At 44.8% G+C, this 22,581-nt stretch carries 12 protein-coding genes; 5 read left to right on the top strand and 7 right to left on the bottom strand.

Features of this window, described 5'->3' with window-relative positions; genetic code table 11:
- Positions 1 to 33: 33 nt before the first annotated feature.
- The 4 genes from K333_RS0103310 to K333_RS0103325 all read right to left on the bottom strand — a co-directional run bounded on the left by K333_RS0103310 (position 34) and on the right by K333_RS0103325 (position 9,316).
- Positions 34 to 1,911 carry a hypothetical protein gene (locus K333_RS0103310; RefSeq protein WP_024989275.1) on the bottom strand — a complete coding sequence of 626 codons (1,878 nt, stop codon included), beginning with the start codon at positions 1,909 to 1,911 and terminating at the stop codon, positions 34 to 36.
- Positions 1,904 to 5,698 carry an Eco57I restriction-modification methylase domain-containing protein gene (locus tag K333_RS11820; RefSeq protein ID WP_081657191.1) on the bottom strand — a complete coding sequence of 1,265 codons (3,795 nt, stop codon included), beginning with the start codon at positions 5,696 to 5,698 and terminating at the stop codon, positions 1,904 to 1,906. The genes K333_RS0103310 and K333_RS11820 overlap by 8 nt, the downstream gene beginning before the upstream one ends.
- Before the next feature lie 10 nt (positions 5,699 to 5,708).
- A complete protein-coding gene (locus tag K333_RS0103320; protein ID WP_024989276.1) occupies positions 5,709 to 8,963 on the bottom strand; it encodes a helicase-related protein in 3,255 nt (1,084 codons plus the stop codon).
- Positions 8,964 to 9,115: 152 nt separating this feature from the next.
- A complete protein-coding gene (locus K333_RS0103325) occupies positions 9,116 to 9,316 on the bottom strand; it encodes a helix-turn-helix transcriptional regulator (RefSeq protein ID WP_024989277.1) in 201 nt (66 codons plus the stop codon).
- 270 nt (positions 9,317 to 9,586) lie between these two features.
- Between K333_RS0103325 and K333_RS0103330 the strand changes: the two genes are divergently transcribed.
- Complete coding sequence (locus K333_RS0103330; protein ID WP_024989278.1) at positions 9,587 to 9,886, top strand: helix-turn-helix domain-containing protein; 300 nt, start codon at positions 9,587 to 9,589, stop codon at positions 9,884 to 9,886.
- The gene (locus K333_RS0103335; RefSeq protein WP_027452326.1) at positions 9,883 to 11,133 is read left to right on the top strand and encodes a type II toxin-antitoxin system HipA family toxin; all 1,251 of its coding nucleotides are present in this window, start codon (positions 9,883 to 9,885) and stop codon (positions 11,131 to 11,133) included. The genes K333_RS0103330 and K333_RS0103335 overlap by 4 nt, the downstream gene beginning before the upstream one ends.
- A gap of 406 nt (positions 11,134 to 11,539) precedes the next feature.
- On the opposite strand, the gene K333_RS0103345 is transcribed toward K333_RS0103335, so the two are convergent.
- The 3 genes from K333_RS0103345 to K333_RS0103355 are packed head-to-tail and all read right to left on the bottom strand — an operon-like array spanning position 11,540 to position 17,301.
- Entirely contained in the window at positions 11,540 to 14,551 is a 3,012-nt protein-coding gene (locus K333_RS0103345; RefSeq protein WP_027452327.1) for a glycoside hydrolase family 2 TIM barrel-domain containing protein, read from the bottom strand.
- A 2-nt stretch (positions 14,552 to 14,553) separates the two neighbouring features.
- Positions 14,554 to 16,896 carry a glycoside hydrolase family 2 TIM barrel-domain containing protein gene (locus K333_RS0103350; protein ID WP_027452328.1) on the bottom strand — a complete coding sequence of 781 codons (2,343 nt, stop codon included), beginning with the start codon at positions 16,894 to 16,896 and terminating at the stop codon, positions 14,554 to 14,556.
- A gap of 9 nt (positions 16,897 to 16,905) precedes the next feature.
- On the bottom strand, positions 16,906 to 17,301 hold the full coding sequence (locus K333_RS0103355; RefSeq protein WP_024989279.1) for an alpha-L-fucosidase: 396 nt from the start codon (positions 17,299 to 17,301) through the stop codon (positions 16,906 to 16,908).
- A gap of 195 nt (positions 17,302 to 17,496) precedes the next feature.
- Between K333_RS0103355 and K333_RS0103360 the strand changes: the two genes are divergently transcribed.
- From K333_RS0103360 to K333_RS0103370, 3 genes are read left to right on the top strand one after another with little or no spacing between them, the layout of a single operon-like run.
- Entirely contained in the window at positions 17,497 to 18,360 is an 864-nt protein-coding gene (locus K333_RS0103360; RefSeq protein ID WP_024989280.1) for an AraC family transcriptional regulator, read from the top strand.
- Positions 18,361 to 18,383: 23 nt separating this feature from the next.
- A complete protein-coding gene (locus tag K333_RS0103365) occupies positions 18,384 to 20,852 on the top strand; it encodes a glycosyl hydrolase 115 family protein (protein ID WP_027452329.1) in 2,469 nt (822 codons plus the stop codon).
- A 6-nt stretch (positions 20,853 to 20,858) separates the two neighbouring features.
- Positions 20,859 to 22,511, top strand: coding sequence for a glycoside hydrolase family 43 protein (locus K333_RS0103370; RefSeq protein ID WP_027452330.1), 1,653 nt, complete (start codon positions 20,859 to 20,861; stop codon positions 22,509 to 22,511).
- Positions 22,512 to 22,581: the final 70 nt, after the last annotated feature.

Consider the following 22,581-nt stretch of genomic DNA (forward strand, 5'->3'; position numbering starts at 1 on the left):
GAAACCTTTAGGCTATGATGAGAATCTTACATTTCATATAGTTAAACTATGCCCATCTAAATACTCACGCAATGAAATACCATTTACTTTTGCATTATCTAAAAAATCATTTTCAGTAATATTGAATGGATTTTGAGAAAGCCCTTTGACAAATCGTGACAATTTAGGCGTCGCAGTTTTTAACGGATGATTTATATCAGACTGGCCTGTATTTGGATCATAATATTGTTTGCCATCATATTCAAAATATATATTAGAACATCTGGGTTCATTAGCAACTTGCTTTGTTTCTCTATCAGCACACATAGCAACATCCAAATTAAATGAACACAAATACTGCGGGGTACTTGTTGTTTTAAACTGAACTTTCGCCCCTTTTTCGATCAAAACAATTTCCTTGTATTTTGAAGAAATCTTTTTGAGTTCATCAACTAGCTTAAAAGCCCTATCAAGTTCACGTTTATATATTGGTTTTGATAATAGGTGTGCAGATGGATTTAGTATTAGCAATTTTGAGTTTTTAAAAAGGTTTATAATATTTGCATCTGGACTATAAATCTGCTTAAATTTATCCCACATAGATTGTAAAGATACAAATGTATCAGGATCGGACTTTAATATTTCTGGTGGAAGCAAATTCTTTAATATTTGTTCTAATGTCTTACGTATATAAATTGAAGCAGTCTCGTAATCAAAAGCGTCCTTAAATTTTTGTGCCTTACTATATGAATCCGCTTCTTCGTCAACTATTACAGGATATTCGATACCATGAGAATCTTTCCCAATATAAATACCAATTTCTTTCCAATTACTCTTGTTGTTCAATTGCCCAATCCTTCTATCGATAAACTGGAAAAGATTTCTGTCGTGAGTAAAAAATAGTAGTTGATATTTATCAGCATAGCCTCCATTTTTCAGCAGTAACTCGCTCAGCATCTCCCTGTTACTCATATCCAAACTTATCATAATATCATCCAATACCAGTACCTGTAAAGCATCAGCTGCTAATGTGTTTGTTCTATACTTCAAGACACATAAGCGTATGGAAAGTGCCAATGCAGTTAACTTCGCCTCGTTGAGGAATGTTTGTGGGCGATTAATTGAGATGCTTTTTCCATTGTAACTATCTATCGTGAGAATAATCTTATATTTGTGATAGTCATAAACTTTATATCCTATATAACTTGAAGGTAACGTATATGAAAGCGTGAAATGAATATCATAACCAAGTTCTTTAATGATGTCGTAGGAATTCTGATTGATAAAATCTATCAATCTTTGAAATTCATTTCTAAAATGAGATTCAAATCTTTGAAATTCATTTTTATTATTTTTCTTTATGTTCCCTCCTACTTTTATAGGTCCATTCTGATACTCTTTCCACATCTCCCCTGCATTAGAAATCTCTTTGCCATTAACTCTAATTGGAGTAAATGTAACATACGGCAATATGTAGTAGTCAAACACATCTGATAAGTCTACATTTTCGCTATTTTTAAAATGCTGAAAGGCAAAAAGAGATTGATAGTTGAGAAAATCCATCGCTTTTCGAGATTCTTTAGCATCATTGTTTCCACAAATAGTCGTATCTAACAATGATGCTTTAAAAGTTTTCCCATTGTCGGTTTCAATTGTGACATATGAGTCATAATGTTCAATACCAGTTCCAGGAGCTGTCTGTTTGTTGGCAAAAATATTTACAAGGGATATATCGCTTGAATTGAAATATGATTTTACCTCATTAGGTTGTTTGTATGCCGCTTCCAACAGAGTGTATAATCCCCAAAAGATAGAACTTTTACCGCTGCCGTTTTCACCATAAAGGAGTAGATGTTTGCCATTTAATATGATTGGATCACTTTGACGAAAAAACTTAAAATTATTCAGTTGAAGGGATTTAATCTTACTCATGGGTTGTTGCATTTAAGTGAATTAAATATAGTATATCTTTACTTCTGGTATCAAGGAGCATTAAACTCTGTCGAACAAGATTGTCCGAAGTCTGGAACCATTTATACGTTTTCTCAATACGTTCACGAATGTCTTTTATAGACAAATCTACTAAAGGAGATTGTTTCAATCGCTCAATTACATATATATTCTGTTCTTTCATGTGGTCGGCAAAATATAATTCATAGACCACCATATCAAGAATATCATTGAAATGAATACATAAATTCTTATTGGATGTATGTGCGTATATATCACTATTGTCTTTGTTATACAAATATGTTAGGCAGTCTACCAATGGCTCTATTATTGGCTCGGCTGCAATAATAGCTTCGTCACCGGGTAGTGGGAACGGATTGATGTAGGCTGGTTTATATCGATAATAGCCATTGGCCATTACATTACCTGTATTTTGCATAAACCACCAACAAAGATGTGAATTTAAAAGTGCCAACAAGGATTTATATGAGCATTTTACATTCTCATACTTGATATATCCGTAAATAGTTGTCGTTTGGTAAAATTGCCCTTTTATATCTAATGCAAAATTACCACCCATAGAAATATCAGGAGCAACAAGTTTTATTTCTTCTGCAGATGAAATACCTTGCTTTCGTCCAAATTGGAACCAAGCTCCATCAATATTGAAACGCCCTTTTTCTCTACTGCGTAGAATGGTTTCACACTCCTTCAAGTATGAATATCCATTGGGGTACAGTTTTTTCAGTTCATTCTCTTCATAAAGGACAGCTTTACCTTCTACCAATTTATATGGGAAGATAACAACTCGATTAGTTTTGATTACTTCATAACGATGAACATCTTCGCCTTTTAACAAAGGACGAACTAATCCTTTTTCAATCTGTACAGTTCGTTCAAGCTGATTCGAATATCCTGTAACTAAGTTTCCACTTTCATTGCAATCTTGCAAGAAATAGACATCGTCTTTACTTGTTGCAAGCCCTTGAAATATTTTCGAAAATACATTTTCTACACGTCTGGGTTGCTTGTTAAGTGTTTCGAGCAAATGGTTTATAATGTCACTGGTCAGCACCCATGTATCTTCTGTCAGTTTACTTTCGTCGATATGTGAAAAGTTGTTCTCAGAAAGAGAATCAAGATATTTCTTTAATTCCACATTTGTGGTCAAGTCGCGATCCAACTCATTGTATGCCAAAGCGCCAGAATTTGGCTTGAACCATTGGAGAGCTGTATAAGTGGAAGCATTAAACACTTGATATTCTCCAAAGTTTATGATGCGGTTAGCGCACTTCTTAGATGCCACTAACTTGCGGAGACCCTTGCCAAAACTTGCATTAGACCATTTTACTGGCATAATATAATTTACCAAGCCCTGCTTATGGATAAATCTTAATCCTGCTTCCACGAAACAAACATAGAAATCAAAAGAACCTGTCGCAGATTTGTATTTTTGACTGAGATAATTTACAAATCTGTCATTTGTATTCCGCAAGCCTTGGATGCGCAAATAGGGGGGATTACCAATAATCATGTCAAAACCTTCACTCACTCCGAACATCCATTCAGGGTCAAAGAATGGTGATGATGTGTTTTGATCAAACATATCCCATCCTGCCAATTGTTGGGCTTCCTCATTGCGAATGTAATTAGCTTCTTTCAACTTATTAGCAATTTCCATACGCAACTCAGCTACCCTATCTTTATACTTTCGCTTTGTGCGAACAGTCTTTGCTCCAAATATTTTGTGTTTGGCAAGAATAAGTTCCCTTTCTTTCTGCTTGATATCTTCTGAATCAAATAGGGTTGCTTCCTTTTTCTCCAATCCGACCAAGGTGTTTGCTGCTACAAACTTTGCTTCGAGGTTAGGCAAGGGACGGATACCAAAGTTATCTACAGGATTGTTGTTGGTCTTTTGGTCAACCACCAAAGAGATAAAGAAACGGAGTTTGCTAATCTGAATGGCGATAGGCTGGATATCTACGCCATAGATACAGTTCTCTATCAGGTAGAGCTTACGGGCATAGTCAGGACGGTTCAGATTTTCATCAAAACTTCTAAAGATATCAGCCTTGATTTCTTTTTCCTCTTCTTCCGAAACTCCATGTTCCGCATTATAAGCTTCCTCTATTGCATTCTCTAACATCATGTCCTTCCATTGCTCATTATTGGGGTCAAGTTGTCCAAGAATATGGACCATCTGCTGAAGCATACCCATTGGGAATGCTCCTGAACCACAAGCAGGGTCGAGCACTTTACATTCGTAGAGCGACTGCATAATCTGGCGCTTCTGGTCATCAGTAAGATTTGGCTCCTCATCTGTGTATTGCACCAGTTTCCGATATTCGGATTCTAACTCTTCACCTACCGTTCGCTTCAAATGGGCTATCAGACTTTCATCAACCATATATTGCACTATTTCACGAGGAGTATAGAAAGAGCCAGTCTGCTTGCGGGCTGTTGTTTGGGTTTCTGGGTTATATGCAGCCAAAAGATTCTCAAACACCTTACCTAACAGTTCTGGGTCAAGTGATACCTCCTGATCGAAGGGCGTATTTTCCTCTACCGTGAAGTTATAGCGTTTAAGGATGTCAATGATACCACGTGCGCTAACCTTCTTTTTTTTCTTGTCGCCGTACCACTCGGAAAGGTCTATGTTTTTGCCCACTTCGTCACCAAAGAACAGAAAATCTGGTATCACCAACTGGTCACTAATAGCCTTTCTATCAGTAAAAGCATCAATATAGATGCCTTTGTCCTTGTCATCCAGACAGTCGAACAATCCACCATTCAGGAATGGCACGTATTTGTTGGCCAATTCCACGAACTTGTCAGGATTGATAAACAAATCCTCATGACGCATCAGTTTGTTGTTGTCATAATCGCCACGCCCATTACGGAAACGACGTTCAGAAATGGTGTCCTTGCCCTCTGGGGTGATGGGACTATTCAGCATGGCAAAAAACAGATTCTGCAACACACCTTTATAATACTTGCTGTCGTATGACTTTCCAAACAGAGTCGTTTCAGCATGAGGGGTGAAGCCTTGAATCAGTTCATTGGCAATAAACTGCTCGTCAAAGAATTCATCGGGCACCAAGTGGCGTTGTTTGAGGAACCAGACAAAGATGAGGCGGGTAATCAGGCGTATCATGGCCTCAGAGTTATACCTCTGATTATCTTCTAACGTCTTCAAATCATTAGGGAAGCGCACCACCATGATTGCCCAGGCATACCAGTCGCTAAGTTCCTGATAGAAAGCCTTGGTAAGCACCTCCACCGAGAAACGGTTGCGCAAATCCTCTACGCTAACCACGCGGCCGTATTCATTCAGATATTTGTTAGGGGTATAATATGCGATACCCTTACCGAGATAATAGGAATAGCGATGGGGATTGGAGTAGCGACGGCTAACACGTGATGAAGATCCTGACTGGTCAAGAGTTATCTCAATCAGTGAGAAACGATAGTTATTGTTGTCATCTTCTGGTACAAAGAACACCAAGGCCCGTTCACAGAATTCATCAGCCAACAGGCGGAAAGCCTCTTTCGTCAGACCAACACGGGCATCGTGTTTTGAACTGTGTCGCACTTCATAAACGACCAAGCCCAAAGACTCACATTCTCCAAGACGTGTTACTTGCTGCGTGTATTGGAACTGAACAGGATTATCGACAACCCTCGTTTCCTGCTGGAAATCCTCTGGCAGGAAACTGGTTCTCAGGAAGGAGAGAAACTCTGCGCGGTTATATGCTTTATTGAACTCCATATCTCGTATGCTACTTTAATTCTTCTGCTAATATGATTGATTCCTCACCATCATCCACATGATTGCAGGTTTCGATGATGCGGTTAATATAGTACTCGTCTATCTGGTCGGGTAGTTTTGAGTAATCTGCCGGCTTCAATTGGTTGATAAAGCGAAGCTCATAACCAGACAAACCGTCGCTCTGAATGACTTTCATCAAGTCTTTCAGATAATCGGTTGGCAGAGCCTTGCGGTTCAGCATCACTTTTACTTTCTGCATGGCTTCTATGCGTGCTTTCTCGTTCTTGTCCTGCACATCACTACTGAACAAATGAGATCTTGTCAACTGGTAAGCAGGTTCGAAAGACTCAGAGAGTGGTGCGGGCTGTTCGGACATCTCTGCTTCGAAAAGCCCAATGGCTTCTTCTGCTGTCAGCTGAACAATCAATCCTTCATCATTACCTATCTTAAAGACGAAGTCGTTACCTTTCTTGCCAAACATTAGGACTCCGCTTCTTGGCTTTGCAACAGAACGGCCAGTACGGGCACGATGCGGCAGTTGCATGGCTTCATCGAAAATCTCTGTTCCCTTGGCTGCATTCAGCAACTTCTGGAACTTAACGTCCCATGAGACCTCTTCGCTCTTTGCCATTTCTTTCCGGTATTGCTCCAAGAAATAGGACTGTATTTCCTCATCCTTGGTCAGCACTTTGGTGTCTTCGCCCATAATGGCGTGAACCATAGCCATCTTTAGCGTGGAGATTTCCTTGGTGCGGGTTTCCGATTCGCCCACATCCGTAGGGAAATAGTTGTAGATATACAACTGGTCGAACACTTTCTTATTAACACGATTGATACGCCCTATACGCTGAATAATGCGGGTCGGGTTGTAGGGTATGTCGTAGTTGATAACGGTTCCGGCGCGATGCAGGTTGTATCCTTCAGATATGGCATCGGTGGCTACCAGTATTTTATAGTCATCCCGCCAATACTCCTTTTTCTCTCCAGCATTGAAGTTAGCGTTGATGGTGTTCTTGTTGGCTTGAGAAGCATCTGCAGAGGTGTATTTGAATACGGGAAGACCGTAATCTTGCAAAGCCGCGCCAAGATAATCGGCGGTATCGGCAAACTCAGTAAACACAATGATTTTTCGCTGGGGCTCCTTGGCAAGTTGTTTGTCCAAGATACCTTTGAACGATTCCAATTTGGGGTCGCTCATGATAGTTCCGTCCTCTCCGAACCATTTCTTCTGTATCTCTAAAAGGAGAGCCATATCAGCCTTGATGTCCTCAACGAAGGACTCCTTGATATACTTCATGTCGATTTCAAAGAAACCACGTTTCTCATACTTTTCGTATGTATCCGTAATGAGGTCGTTACCATCATCATCGGTCTTATAGAAGTCATCAACATCGGGCAGATTACCTTTTTTATAGACAGGCATTTTGCCCTTTCCCTCAATCCATTTTAAGATTTGACGAGAACTACCTATCATATATTCCAATGACATACGGAAGGCATATTCAGAACTTTCAAAGCGACGCACGAGCAAACGACGCATGAATTTTGCGACATTGGCCTGTCGTCCAAACAACAGATTCAGTTCAACACCTGTCTTTTCTTCCAATAGGTCGGAAAGTTCCTGTCTTAATTCCTCTTTAAGATATAAGACAGGAGAGTATCGGGCCGCCTTGAAGCGGTATTTCCCATCGTCCCTGTATCTGCCTTCATCTTCGCTGATACGGTCAAGCGTTTCAAGATACAGGTCTTTCAGACTACTCAGGTCATAATCCAGTTCTATGGGGTCGTTGGGAATAACCAATTGGATGTTCTGCTGTTTTAAATCTTCTGCGTATTCGGGTATCTCCTTTAGGTCTATACGCGAACGGCGAATGACAAGTGGACTGATAATAGATCGAATCTCGTTAGCAATACGTCCAGCCTCATTTGAAACCTCTGCATCAGTTTTCTTCCCCTCGCGTTGGTCTTTCCGAAGTTGTTTGTAAGTAGTAATCAAATCTTTGAACTTGGCCCCCAAATTATCAACCGTCTTCAAGGTGGATTTTGTTGGAATTTGGAAAAGTTTCAGCATCGCATAAATGTCATCAGGACGGTTGTTAAAGGGGGTTGCCGTCAACAACATCACCTTGTTACCCGAACAAAGCTGGTGCAGAATGGTGTAGTCAATCGTGTATTCGTTACGGTAGCGGTGAGCCTCGTCAACAACTATCAGATACTGCTCGTCTGCCTTCACTATTCGTTCGTAATACTTTAAAGCCTCTTCCAACTTGCCGGTTGTATATATGGAAGCTGTAAAACCGAAGTCATCACGATAACTGCGCCATTGTTCTTCCAGGTGAGGCGGACAAACCACAAGTGTCCTCAGACGGAGATTACGGGCAACGGTAGAAGCGATGATACTTTTGCCCAATCCTACAACATCGGCCACTATCACACCATTGTGATTCTTAATGGCATTGATTGCCATCTGTACAGCGTCTGTTTGGTATTTCAAATTAGAGAACTTGCCATCAGTAATATCGTAAGGGGTCAGCAAGTTCTCTGTTGTGGGGATAGCAAAGTATTCCTTGAGTACACGGAGGTACATCTTGTAGGGGCTATACAGCTTTTCAAACCAGATTCGGTCAATAACCTTCGTGTCGAAGTCATCGACATGATCCTTGTCGGCAATAATCATAGACTTCTCCCAAAGCTCCTTGAAAATGGTCTTCGCATCAGTATACGATTGCTTGTCATTGAAGCGAGCATTAATCTCTACACGACCAGCCAGGCCTTCGTAAGAAAGATTACTGGAACCAGTAATGACAGAGCCAGGGTCTTCACCTCCCTCGTTAATATCTTCGCGATAGTCAAAGATATACATCTTGGCATGACAAGGTTCGTCGGTCTTTCTGATTTCCAAGGTTCCGGCCTTTATCTTGTCATAGAATAGTTTGAAGGACTCTAGTTTTGGCTGGCTATCAAGGAAATCAGTTTCGTTAAACAGTCTTACGAAGTGGTTGTAGTAGTCATCTTTGAGCTGACTGCGAGATTTGTTATAATCGGCCAATGTATCTATCTCACGAATGTATTTTGTAATCCGTGTGTCTATATCAAGCCCAACAAGGATGCGTACATGTTTGTCTATCAGCTTCTCGGAAATAAGTTTATATCCAGAGAAATAGAAATACCCAACAAGCACATCCAAAGACTGACTCTTTGGAAGGATGCCGTTGATAATATCTGACAGCAACTTGTCTTTATTCGTTATAAAACTATTCTGCATCGTATATTAATTTCATTTTACATCATTTATCTTCATGCCTCTTCAATCTCTAATGTGTCATCTCCGAACCTTCTTCGAACCATCTCCGAAGGTATAAGCTTGGATTACGCTCCGCCTATCCTACGCCTGCGCTACTCCTTCCTACTCCCTCACTACATTCGCAGAAGTTCATTGACGTTAACTTCAAGACATCTGGCAACCTCTATCAAATTTTCCAAATTGGGTTGTGCGCTGTTGGTACACCATTTGGACACCGTGGCTTGGTCAACGCCTATTTGCTCGGCCAACCACTTATTGGTGCGCTTCTTCTCTGCAAGCACTACTTTTAGACGATTTAAGTCTTTACCTTCCATGTTACACATTATTATAATATAGGGTACAAAGATAACGTTTTTTCAGCAGAAAATATCAAGTTTTGCTAAAAATATGAGCAAACAGGCAAAAATATTGGTCTTTTAACAAATTCTGAAAGCGAGAATAGCAAAATGTCCCACCAGACTGACTAATGGAGTACTGTTTTCGCACCAAAAGAATCAAAAACAAGAGTCAAGCTTCAAATTTTTCATAAAATGTTTGTTATATCAAACATTTTTATTTAACTTTGCGCCCAATAAGATACAATTATGGGAAAGAATACATTTGGTAAAACGATGCCAAGGGCATTAAGCCAGAACCTGAAGATTATGGGCGAGCAAATCATGTTGGCCCGCAAGCGTAGACATTTGTCTATGCAGGACATTGCAGACAGAGCTACTGTGACACGCCTGACTGTCTCAAAGGTAGAACATGGCGACCCAACGGTTTCCATGGGCATCTATGCGCGCGTTCTCTTTGCACTTAATCTGGAAAAGGATATCACCCTGTTGGCTGCTGACGATGCTCTTGGCAGACAACTTCAGGATGCAGAATTACTCAGAAAATGAAAAGGATTACAGTTTACGCAGATTTTGACTTCCTAACCTCTCCCGAAGAGATTGGAATATTAGGCTACGAACACGTTCGCGGCAAGGATCATTTTGTCTTTGAGTATTCGCGCCAGTGGTTGAAACAACATGGCGGCATCCTGCTAAGTGGTGACCTGCTGAATGTTCCTTCGTTGCAGCATCCTCGTGGTAATGATAATGTATTCGGCTTTGTCAAAGATTCATTCCCTGATCGCTGGGGACGTTTACTGCTTGACCGCAGAGAGCGACTGACTGCCCAACAGGAAGGCAAACCGAAACGTATGCTCACCAATTACGACTACCTTATTGGTATCGAGGACTTCACCCGTATGGGCGGCATACGTTACAAAGTTGAAGATGACGATAACTATATTAACGCAAGTGCAAAATACCTTGTTCCCCCTATTGAGAGTCTTCGTGCCCTGTGCGATGCATGCCATGAGATTGAGTTGGCAGAGGAGCGCAATGAATTGCCGGATCAACGCTGGCTTGACCAGTTGATTGACCCGGGAACCTCGCTCGGTGGTGCTCGTCCTAAGGCCAACGTGGTTGATACAGACGGGAAACTGTACGTAGCAAAGTTCCCTTCAAAAAAAGATTTGGAGAATACTGAGCTTATTGAGCACTTCTCGCATCAGCTGGCGGCCAAAGCTAGCATCAACGTGGCAAAAACACGCACCATCAAGATTTCAAAAGACCGTGACCTGCTGCTTTCAGAACGCTTCGATAGAACAGCAGAAGGACGTCGCATACATTTTGCTTCTGCAATGTCGTTACTTGGCTTGGATGATGGTGCTGGCAGCAGCACAGGTAACGGCTATCTTGACATTGTTGATTTCATCCTTCGTGGATGTACCGATGTGCGCCAGAATCTCCGCGAACTCTATCGCAGAGTGGCATTCAACGTCATGTTTGGCAACACTGACGACCACTTCCGTAATCACGGTTTCCTGCTTACCCCGAAAGGCTGGACACTCTCTCCTGCATACGACATCAATCCAGGAGCGAAGTTACATCAATGCTTGCTTATTAACTCATACACAGAAGAGTCAGACATCAACGCGTTACTCTCTGCAAGTGAAAGCTACATGCTTGAACACCAAGAAGCATCAGAAATTATTGAGGAGGTGCGTGCTGCAATCAAAGACTGGCGCAAAACCGCTACAGAACTACAAATACCCGCAAAGTTGTTAGAATCATATTCCATTCGTTGGGATGAATTATAAAAAAGATAGCGCATTCTGCACGTTTTTTCGTGATAAATGTGTAACTTTGCGGCAGAATTGAAATATGTAGCGAACAAAGAGAAACTCGTTGATATCCAGTGGGATAATACATTCTAGCGAGCATTTCTCAAGTCGAGCAAAAAGGCGCGGTACAAGTTGAACTGTCAAAGCGCTTATTATCAAGTATTTGCACTTTCACTAACTTTCGAAAAGACTTTCGAAAATTAGTTTTGTACCGATTAAAGCCGTAGAACGCCGATATTACGTGGATTGCCGTTGGTGCGTGGGCAAATAGCTGATTATAAACAACTTGGAACAATTTGGATAAACTACTACTAAAGCTCTCATTTTGAGGGCTTTTGTTGTGTTAAGCGTTCTTAATTGCTCTTTGTTATTCCAAGTTATTTTAGTTATATTTGTTTTGCCAACTGAGTATAAAGGCATAGCGATAAGGCTTATTGCCGTCGATGGTGTACTGGGGTAAGGTGCGCCTGCCCCATGTGTCGATGCCACCCACACCATGAATATTGAGGTCGATGTTCAGATTGACATAGCATCCTCGCATGATTTCATGGGGATGGCGGACTCCCTCCAGATTCTCTTCGCCATAGTCCCAGGCGCGAATGCAAAGAGGTTGCAAGCCGTCGATGCGAAGGGTCTTTTCTCCATTTGAAATACAAAACCAGCGTACATCTGTCCTGCAGCCGTTATCCTGCGGACGGATGTATTCCGTCTCATATTCAGTAAGTGGCATCTGATATCGCCCCAAGAATGCACTACGCTTACGATCGGGATAGTTCTCCCATGGGCCACGACCGTAGTATTCGATATGGGTCATGTCGGCAGGCAAGCGCAAACGCATACCGAATTTGGGAATCAAAGGGGTATCGGTGGCCGTAGGACGGTAGTCCATATCCACCCTGATACGTCCGTCATTCTTTACGGTATATGTCAACGTCAGTTCGGCTCCTACAGACAGCGTCATGTCGACAATCACTTGATGGTTCTTGACACGAATGGATTTTACCGTACGATTCTCTGCTGCATCGCGCCAAGGAGCCATACGCTCAGCAAAATGAGCGGCGTGCTGATTGTCGTTCTCGGGTTTCCAGAAATAGGGTTCCAAAGGAGCCTGCAACATCTGTTTGCCATCGACAATCCACGAGCTGAGAGCCCCGGTATGGTTGATGGTGACGTAGCAGTTATCTGTTGTAAATACCATATCCTCTGCAGATTTCACAGGCTTCGCATTCCCCTCGCTGACACCATACCAAAACTCTTCAGGTTTGAGAATGAACTGTTCGCGGGCAACGACGAATCCCTCTTCTGCCCATGGTGTGGACTGACGCAGACGGGCATAGACATTCAGAATCAGTTCTGGTTCGTTGTAGGGGTAGAATGGATAGGGGATTCCGAATTTGTCACCCGTTATTCTTGCAAGTTCTCCGGTGACCAGTTCCCCGTTATGATAGACCTCACAATAGTATTCATACTGGTCGATGCCGGTAAAATAGTCACGGTTGATGATACGGATGCTATCGCCCTCCTGAACGAACTGCAAAGGCTGATAGACATACTGCACCTCATAGTAGTGGGGATGCGGCGTGCGGTCAGGAGCCAGCAGTCCATTGATGCAGAAAGCGTCGAGGTTAGGCTTGTCTCCATAGTCGCCACCATAAGCATAGTATTTAATATCGCCATCCTTTTTCAGGAGTCCCTGGTCTACCCAGTCCCACACGGCTGCACCTGCAATACTAGAGTCTGAATAGATTACATCCCAGTACTCCTGCAGGTTTCCCATAGAGTTGCCCATAGCATGGGCATACTCCCTGGCAATAAGCGGTTTCTCCGTTTCCTTCTCAGCCTCGCGGCGTAGATCTTCTGGCGAAGGATAGCCATGGTCGTGGAGAGCAGAATAACGGGGATGGCAATCGTAGAAGGGGAGACGTGTTGAGTCGAGTTCGCAAACCTTGTCGTGCATGGCCTGGATGTTGGGGCCTACCCCACCCTCATTGCCCAAACTCCAAAGAATGATGCAAGGATGATTGTAGTCGCGTTTTACGAGCGATTCGGCACGGTCCACATGGGCATCCCGCCAAGCAGTATCGTGCCCCATTTCTTCGTTGGCATAGCCATAACCGTGAGATTCCTGGTTGGCCTCATCCATCACGTAGATGCCCCAGCGGTCGCAGAGTTCGTAGATATACTCGCGGTCGGGGTAATGCGAGGTGCGCAGGAAGTTGATGTTGGCCTGTTTCATCAGGCGCAAATCCTGTTTGTAGGTGGCATCATCCACGTAGCGGCCCGTGACAGGATGATGGTCGTGGCGGTTCACGCCGCGAAGCTTCACATTCCGTCCGTTAATCTTAAACACCTCGTCCACACATTCCACGCGCTTCACACCCAGATGATAGTCGAAATGCTCTATTGACTGTCTCTTTTTATCCTGCAACTCCACGCTGAAAGGGTAGAGGTTCGGTTTCTCGGCCGACCATAATTGGGGATTCTTTAATGTGTAATGATATATTTGGCAAACGGTGTCGCCGGCATTGATTGTCAGCGGGCGTAACTGGCTATTTATTTTCTCTTCAATTTTAAATACGGGGAACACCTTGGCAACTCGCTTCCCAGTGTTGCAGATGCTTATCTTTGCGCACACTTCCGCCTCGCTATAGTCGCTGTTCGGCACAGCCGTCACACGATAGTCGGCTATATGCACCAACGGACGTACCCATAGCTGCACCTCGCGGAAGATGCCGGAAAGGCGCCACATGTCCTGATCCTCCAGATAACTGCCGTCTGACCAGCGATACACTTCTACGGCAAGTTTGTTCATGCCTTCGCGCAGATAGCTTGTCACGTCAAATTCTGCGGGCGACATGGAGTTCTGACTATAGCCCACTTTTTTACCGTTAATCCACACATACATGGCGGAATGCACACCGCCGAAATGAAGAATCAGGTTCTTAGCGAGCATTTCTTTGGTCACATTGACGAACGTCACATACGAACCCACGGGGTTGCGGTTCTCGTAGGCGGTCCAGTCATGTGGAGGTTCACTCGTCACACTGGGGCGGTTACGCTTAAAAGGGTATTCGATATTGGTATAGATGGGGGTGCCGAAGCCCTGCGTCTGCCAGTTGCCCGGCACCTTGATTTTGTGCCATTGGCTTACGTCATAGTCCTCTCTCTCAAATCCCACAGGCCTTTCCTCCGGATTGCGGCTCCAATGGAATTGCCACTCGCCGTCGAGACTGAATATCTCCGGACATTCCTTCCATTTCGAAGGCAGTTGCAACGTGGCATGATAGGGCAGTTTGTTGATGCCCAGCACGGCGGGATTCTCCCAGTCGGGTGTGGTTTGTGCCTGAGCTGTCAAGGTCAGCATGGAGGCTATGAAGACGAGGACTCTTTTCATCTTTACTTTGAGATAATGGTCAGTGTGGCTGTAGGAAGACTGCTCTTGATGTTAATCTGGGCCTTACCTTTGGTCTTACTGCTGCGTACTACAAGCAAGGCGCGACCCTTCCAAGTGGTGACACGAGAAGAGGTTTTCGGTTCACGGTCCTTCAAATCGGCAGAAGCAAAAGCCATCAACTGGCCCTGACCTTTCACGACAGCCTCACAGGGAATGGCTGCATCAGGACAGACGCGACCATCCTTGTCGACTACCTCAACAGTAATATATGCCAAATCCTGACCTCCGGCAGCAATCACATTGCGGTCGGCAGTGAGTCGCAGACGTGCAGGTTCGCCGGCAGTGGCAAGTGTCACACTCTTTCCATCAGCTTCAGCACGCAGCACACCTACCTCGTAGGGAATGCTAAACACTGCTTTGAACTGTGTATCGCGGCTCACCTGTTTCGTACCTACAAGTTTGTCGTTCAGATAAAGTTTTACCTTAGGCGCTTTCGTATAAACCTCCACATCAATGGGTTTACCCTCCCAGGAGGGAACAGCCTCACCCTTGTAGTCAGTACTGCCTGTCCAGTTCCAACTCTCCCACGTAGGCCATACACTCCACATGGTCTCCTTGATGTTTCCACGATAGCCGTTGGGCTCTTTCACTGCCATATACAAACCATTGGCCTTTGACCACTGACCTTTGACGTCCCACAACATCTCACGGTAATGGCTGATGGGCTTGCGCCAGCCGGTGATGTCCACATCACCACAGTAAGCACCGTGCCAATCGGGCTGTCCCCCCTCAGCAAAGCTTTCGCCCGGCCGTTCGCCCTCATAATAATAGCGACCAATGCCCGATTCACCCAGATAGTCGAGACCTGTCCACACCATGTCACCTACTACATAGGGATGGTCATTCACAGTTGCCCAGTTGCGGAAGGCATCACGCGGATAACTTTCCGTCTGCCACATCACGCGCTTGGGGTCGCGCTGATGGTCACTGCCGTGCTTGAAAATCATATAGTTGTAACCACCGATATCAAGCACCTCGAAGTGGGGATCATAGATTTCCCAGTCGCGGTCCCAAGCACAGAGGGCTTCAGTGATAGGACGTGTGTCATCAATCTCCAAGACAGCCTTCTTCAGCAGGCGTGCTGTATGGACAACACGTAATTCCTTGCGCTCGATAACCTCGTTGCCTAGGCTCCAAGAGATGATGCTGGGGTGGTTACGATCACGCATCACCATTGCGTGAATATCCTCGCGATAGCATGAGTCAATGAGTGTTGAATAGTCGTATTTCAACTTGGCTGTACGCCAACCGTCGAAGGCCTCACCGATAACGAGCATACCGATTGAGTCACAGGCATCGAGGAAAGCACGTGTTGTAGGATTATGTGAAGTGCGGATGAGGTTAAACCCAGCCTCCTTCATCAGTTTTACCTTACGGATTTCTGCCGCATCGAAGGCCATCGAACCCAACACGCCGTCGTCGTGATGCACGCAGGCGCCATTAAGAACCATAGGCTTACCATTGAGCATAAAGCCCTTCTCAGCATCGAACGAGAAGGAGCGGATGCCATATTTCGTTGAGAGTTGAGAGCTGAGAGTTGAGAGTTTCACATTTGCGGTATAAAGATATGGATCATCGGGTGACCAAAGATGCGGGTTACTGATGGTATAGCTAAAGTCTACCTTCTTGCTTTCGCCTGCCTTCAGAAGTACCGTTTTCTGCTGGCCTTCTACCTCTACGATACTCTGCTGTTCAGAATTGCCTTCGTTTTGCACGGTCACTTCCACATTGACTGTAGCTTTATTGGCCTCAATCTTCGGTGTCGTCACGAATACACCATTCTCCGAAATATGCAACGCGGGCATGGTCTCGAGCCACACATGGCGATAGATGCCAGAACCGCTATACCAACGGCAGTTGGGCTGTTCACTGTTATTTACTTTCACAACGACCTCATTCTGCCGCTTGCCTTTAAATAAATATGGTGTGACATCGATGGTAAACGGAGTATAGCCGTAACCATGCTGTCCAGCCTTTTGGCCGTTCACGAAAACCTCCGCTTTCTGATAGACACCCTCAAAGTGGAGTTTCACAATCTCACCTTTGGGCGTTGCGAATTTCTTGCGGTATTCGCCCTTACCTGCGGCATACCAGCCTCCTCCCGTACCGGTAGCACCGCTTTCGGGATTGGGAGCCGTATAGATGTCCCAGTCATGGGGTAGGTTCACACTGATGGTCTTACCATCTTGGCTAAATGTCCATCCGTCATCAAACAACGTCTGGCTTGTTTGTGCTGCGAGTCCTGTACTAAACAGAAAAGCAAAAAGAGTAATAATAGATTTCATATGTTTTTTTTATTGTATAAGATACTCAAACCAGTCAACATCAGCATACCCAGCGCTTGTTTCATTACCGCAATGCGCGAAGAGTCCGAGCATCACTCCGGTGAAACCGCCAATAGTCTGATGGAATTTCGATTGGGGATGACCTTCCATATACATACCACGCGAATACCAGTCACCATCCTCTGCCGCTGATTGCGGATCCCAGTGAGACCATGCACCCAGTTTTGCCTCACGCCACCATGCAGGCGTATTATATTGCCGGCTCAGGTTGTCCCAGTCGGTGGTATAACGTCCTTGCTCTATGCTGAGGGGCGGAAGATTCCATATATCAATAGTATCCTGAGCCTTTGTCACCCCAATCGTTATTACAATGGCGATGACTGCCAATAATCTGTATCTGTTCATTGATTCTAAAATAAAGTATTTCGATTTGTCTGCAAAGGTACAAAATATATAGTTACCAACAGATCAAAATATTATCCAATAATAGGACATTATTATGATAACAGTGGGCGGAGTGCAATTTTGTCCTATCGCTTTCATTAAAAAATCAAAGAATTTTTGTAATTTTGCAGCAAAATTGCTAAATATCATTATGCGATGATACAGATACCGATAGAGTCAATGAACCTGATGATGCTGAATGTAGGCTATGCCACGCATCATGCTGATTGGAACTGGCAGAAAGTGAGTTCTCCCTTCATCCGCATCTTTTATATAATGGAAGGAGAGGCTATGCTTCATCTGCCGGATAAGGACGTTAGGTTAAAGCCAGGGTACATGTATATCATACCAGCTTTTGTCATTCATTCGTATGAGTGTCATGGGGTATTCAAATTGTATTATATTCACATGTATGAAGGATTTAAGAACGAAGTAGATATGCAGGAGACGTATGAACTACCTACCGAGGTTTGGGCGGGGAACAGCGTCAAACGGTTGTTTGAATATGTGTCAACACAGCATCCCGACGCTAAGCTTCCAGGGCCCGATCCGAAGAGCTACGATACGTCGGCACAGACTTCCGATTATGTGGAACGGTACATGAACATGGCACTATGGGAGAAAATGGAGTTGAGAGGTGCCATGCTGATGATTATGTCGCACTTCCTTCGGGAGGCGAAGCCCCGCATCTGGACATCCGATGAGCGCATGAAACGCGTACTGAAGCATATTCATGAACATATTGCCGATGAGATAGACGTGACAGAACTGGCCGATGTGGCAACCGTCACCAAGACCTACTTCATCCGGCTTTTTAAGCAGGAATTTGCCCAGACACCTGTTCAGTACATCAACCGTAAAAAGGTGGAACGCGCCCAATTGCTGCTCTTCACCTCTGATTGTTCGGTGAAAGAGGTTGCCTACAAACTTGGATTTAGCGACCATAGTTATTTCATCCGTATCTTCCGCAAGATGGCTGGAATCACTCCCCAGGAATATCGCAGACAACTTAGATTATAATTCAACAACAACAATATTATTATATGACTAAAAAAATGATCAGCTTACTGTTGGTGATAGCATGTGCAAACATTGCATACGCCACAGAATTCATTAATTTTAAGCGAAGCTCGATATATGACGTGGAACTGACGGGAACATCAGACACCATCACATACGACCCTCTCGACTGGAAGGGGGTAAGAATGGCTGTGGAGAATCTGCGCCACGACCTCAAAGCCGTCACTGGCAGTGCAAATGCACCTGTTGTAGTGGGCACCATAGGAAAAAGCAAACTGGCCAAGAAGTACAAACAGCAGTCAAAAGAACTGCAGGGCAAATGGGAGCAGTATTTGATTTTTACGGACAAGGGCAAGCTCGTCATTTTGGGGTCTGACAAGCGTGGCACCATTTATGGCATCTATGAACTGTCAAGACAAATAGGAGTCTCGCCCTGGTACTGGATGGCTGATGCACCCATCCAGAAACATGATCAGCTCTTTGCTAAAAGCGGCATCTATACGGATGGTGAACCTAAAGTAAAATACCGCGGCATATTCATCAACGATGAATGGCCTTCGTTCGGCACGTGGTGCAAGAACCAGTTTGGTGGAATCAACTCTAAAGCATACGCTCGTATCTTTGAACTCATGCTCCGTCTGAAAGCCAACTACTTCTGGCCGGCCATGTGGGACAGCCGTTTCAACGAAGATGACCCTCTCTCGCCTCAGTTGGCTGATGATATGGGCATCGTCATGGGAACCAGCCATCACGAGCCGATGATGCGTGCCCACAAGGAGTATGTATATCGTAAAGACAGTATAGGTGCGTGGGATTATGCGACGAACAAGGCCAATCTTGACAGATTCTTTGAAGAGGGTCTTGAGCGCAATAAGGCATACGACAATCTGATAACCATCGGTATGCGTGGTGACGGCGATGTAGCTATGGGCAATGGTGATGATGAGGACAATATGAAGACGTTGAAAGATGTGGTGGATGGTCAGCGCGAGATTATTGAACGTGTGTATAAGAAACCTGCCAGTGAGGTTCCGCAATTGTGGGCCATCTTCACCGAGGTGCAACGCTATTACGATGCTGGTTTCACCGTTCCTGATGATGTCACCCTGCTCTTCTGCGACAACAACTGGGGATACATCCGTCGCACAGGACCAGAGAAGGAACAGACACGCAAAGGAGGCATGGGCATGTACTACCACATTGACATGAACGGTGGACCCTGGAATGACCGGTGGATAAATACTACGACTGCCGCAAAGATTCGCGAGCAACTGAATCTGGCATACCAGACGGGCATTGACCGTATCTGGATTATCAATGTAGGCGACCTCAAACCAAAGGAAATGCCTATAGACTTCATTATGCATTATGCCTGGAATCCTGACGATTATCCTGCCGACAAGATAGACCAATACATGGTAGATTGGGCACGAAGCATCTTTGGCGGCGAATATGCAAGAGAAATTGCAGACATCGTTACGGAATATTCAAATATGAATCTGGAGCGCAAGCCAGAGGTACAGCGTGTGGGTATCTACAGCGTTGAGACTGGTGAGGAACAACGTATGTTCAACCGTTGGGATGAGTTGGAGAAACGCACCCTTTCACTCAGCAAGAAGATGCCTGCGGAAATGCAGGATGCCTTCTATCAATTGGTAGAATACCCGGCTGTGGCAAGTGCTGGAGTGGCGAAGATATATCTGGCGGCAACTTTGGGTGATTCGATTACAATGCAGACGCTTTTTGAGCGTGACAAGCAGATGACCGACAAATATAACAAGGTCATTGCTGGAGGCAAGTGGGATGGCATGATGCTTGACAAGCACATTGGCTACCGCATGTGGTCGATGCCAAACGAGAACACCTTGCCTCAAGTGGCCAAACCATCGGACAAAACTGGCATAACCGTCAGCGAGACAGCCATCATGGCTCATGACTACACACGCAGAACAGCCACAGATGATGCACGCTGGGTGTTTTTGCCAGGACTGGGACGCGGCAAGGGCAATATGGGCATTGAACCCGTTACAGCAAAAAGCCGTCCTCTGGGTGATGGCGCAACATTGGAATATGACATCCACTTCTCACAATCAGGCAAGCAGAAGCTTGCACTGGGAATTTTGCCCACCAACGACATAAACCCAGCTCGCGGACTCCGTATCGGTGTTCGTGTCGATGATGGCGAGATGCAGACCATTGATGCACGACAAGGATATGTGGACACCTTCAACGAATATACAAAAGAGAACATTGCACGTTCTAAGGTGCTGAAACCACTTCCTCAACCTGCAAGCGACATCTATCTGTCTGGCACACGTCAACGGATGCGTAGCGAAATTTTCGACAACCTTCGATGGCTAAGCATCGATTTCGACATACCTACAGCAGGCAATCATACCATTAAAGTTGTTATGATAGACCCAGAAATCGTAGTTGAAAAATTAGTCATTAATCCTGATAATGAACATCCATCCTATCACGGCAAAGAATAAACAATTATGAAAAAACTGTTATTCATAACATCTATCGCTGTTATAGCGTCTTTGAACATTCTGGCTCAGGGCTATCGCAACCCTGTGCTTCCCGGCTTTCATGCCGACCCAAGTGTGTGCACAAACGGAAAAGACTTCTACCTTGTCAACAGCACGTTCCAGTATTTTCCTGGAGTACCAGTTTTCCACAGCAAAGACTTGATACACTGGGAACAGGTAGGTAATTGCCTCTCGCGCAAATCGCAGCTTGACCTCTCGGGGCTTTACACACAAAGCCAGCCGGAACAGGGTTGGACTAATGCGGGCATCTATGCTCCAACCATCCGCTATCATGAGGGCCGCTATTACATGGTGACCACCATTTTCCCATCACGTCGTCATTTCTACGTATGGACAGATGACCCATCTAAAGAATGGTCCGACCCCATATTCATTGACTTTGCCCTCGGCAGTTGCGACCCTACCCTCTTTTGGGACGAAGGGAAGTGCTATTTCTTATGGAAAGCAGCAGCAGACGAAACACGCCCAGGAATCAAGCCGGGTGAAATCAACATCTGCGAAATTGACGTTAATACAGGTCAGCGTACAGGCGATTTTCATCACTTGGGAACGGGACTCGGCGGACGTTATCCTGAAGGACCGCACATATACAAGAAAGACGGCTATTATTACATGATGCTTGCCGAAGGCGGCACGGAACATGGCCACCACGTCAACATCTTGCGAAGTAAATCACTGTTCGGTCCCTATGAGCCGAATCCTGCAAACCCCATTCTCACGCATTTCAGTATGAAGATGCAGAACAGCAATATTCAAGGACTCGGACATGCAGACCTCATACAAGCGCCCGACTCCTCATGGTGGATGATATGTCTGGGGTATCGCACCAGCGGTTACCTCCTGCATGTGATGGGACGCGAAACACTGCTTGCACCTGTACGTTGGGACAAGGATGCATGGCCTGTGGTCAATGGCAATGGAACTATCGCCATCGACATGAAATGCAACACCTTGCCTGAAGTCCCAATGCCCCTTGACCCTGTTCGCGAAGAGTTTAAATATATCAAGCGCGAGGTACCAGCCGACAGCTACAGCAGCATAGGATTACCTTGGGGATGGATGAGTATAGGTAATCCCGATTATTCACGCTACTCGCTCACCGAGCGAAAGGGATGGCTGCGTCTACATTCCACTTCTACGCCTCTCGATGCAGCCACATCACCCACCTTTGTGGCAAGGCGCCAGACAGAGTTATACTTCAGCGCCACCGCGCTCGTTGACGCATCACATCTAACAGAAGGCTCGCAAGCAGGAATCACGGCTTATGCCGCACCGTTAAATCATTATGATTTGATTGTAGAACGAAAAAAAGGAAAGCTAGTTGTCAAGTCAAACATCCGTGTGGGAGCACTCTGTCATACCGGTCAACCCGTTGAATTGAAAGACTCTCAGGCTTATATACGCATCAGCTCTGACAAGGATTATTACTACATGCAAGTTTCAGCCGATGGCAAATCATTCACTACACTTAGCAAAATGGATTTCCGCTATCTTTCAACCGAAGTGATAGGTGGATTCACAGGCGTTATGCTTGGCTTGTTTGCCCAAGGTGGTGACGGATATGCAGATTTTGATTGGTTTGAATATACAACAGAATAAAAAATCCTAATTCAGCTTTCGCTTGCTCCGCAGATAGAGGACGTTAGAAGGAGATAGAAGTAGATAAAAA

The organism is Segatella albensis DSM 11370 = JCM 12258, assembly GCF_000426565.1.
In the GTDB taxonomy this organism is placed as follows: domain Bacteria; phylum Bacteroidota; class Bacteroidia; order Bacteroidales; family Bacteroidaceae; genus Prevotella; species Prevotella albensis.

Excerpts from the sequence above, each read along its gene's own strand:
- K333_RS11820 (WP_081657191.1), bottom strand. The coding sequence starts at position 5,698 with ATGGAGTTCAATAAAGCATATAACCGCGCAGAGTTTCTCTCCTTCCTG.
- K333_RS0103365 (WP_027452329.1), top strand. The coding sequence starts at position 18,384 with ATGACTAAAAAAATGATCAGCTTACTGTTGGTGATAGCATGTGCAAAC.
- K333_RS0103345 (WP_027452327.1), bottom strand. The coding sequence starts at position 14,551 with ATGAAAAGAGTCCTCGTCTTCATAGCCTCCATGCTGACCTTGACAGCT.
- K333_RS0103335 (WP_027452326.1), top strand. The coding sequence starts at position 9,883 with ATGAAAAGGATTACAGTTTACGCAGATTTTGACTTCCTAACCTCTCCC.
- K333_RS0103355 (WP_024989279.1), bottom strand. The coding sequence starts at position 17,301 with ATGAACAGATACAGATTATTGGCAGTCATCGCCATTGTAATAACGATT.
- K333_RS0103350 (WP_027452328.1), bottom strand. The coding sequence starts at position 16,896 with ATGAAATCTATTATTACTCTTTTTGCTTTTCTGTTTAGTACAGGACTC.
- K333_RS0103325 (WP_024989277.1), bottom strand. The coding sequence starts at position 9,316 with ATGGAAGGTAAAGACTTAAATCGTCTAAAAGTAGTGCTTGCAGAGAAG.
- K333_RS0103310 (WP_024989275.1), bottom strand. The coding sequence starts at position 1,911 with ATGAGTAAGATTAAATCCCTTCAACTGAATAATTTTAAGTTTTTTCGT.
- K333_RS0103320 (WP_024989276.1), bottom strand. The coding sequence starts at position 8,963 with ATGCAGAATAGTTTTATAACGAATAAAGACAAGTTGCTGTCAGATATT.
- K333_RS0103330 (WP_024989278.1), top strand. The coding sequence starts at position 9,587 with ATGGGAAAGAATACATTTGGTAAAACGATGCCAAGGGCATTAAGCCAG.
- K333_RS0103370 (WP_027452330.1), top strand. The coding sequence starts at position 20,859 with ATGAAAAAACTGTTATTCATAACATCTATCGCTGTTATAGCGTCTTTG.
- K333_RS0103360 (WP_024989280.1), top strand. The coding sequence starts at position 17,497 with ATGATACAGATACCGATAGAGTCAATGAACCTGATGATGCTGAATGTA.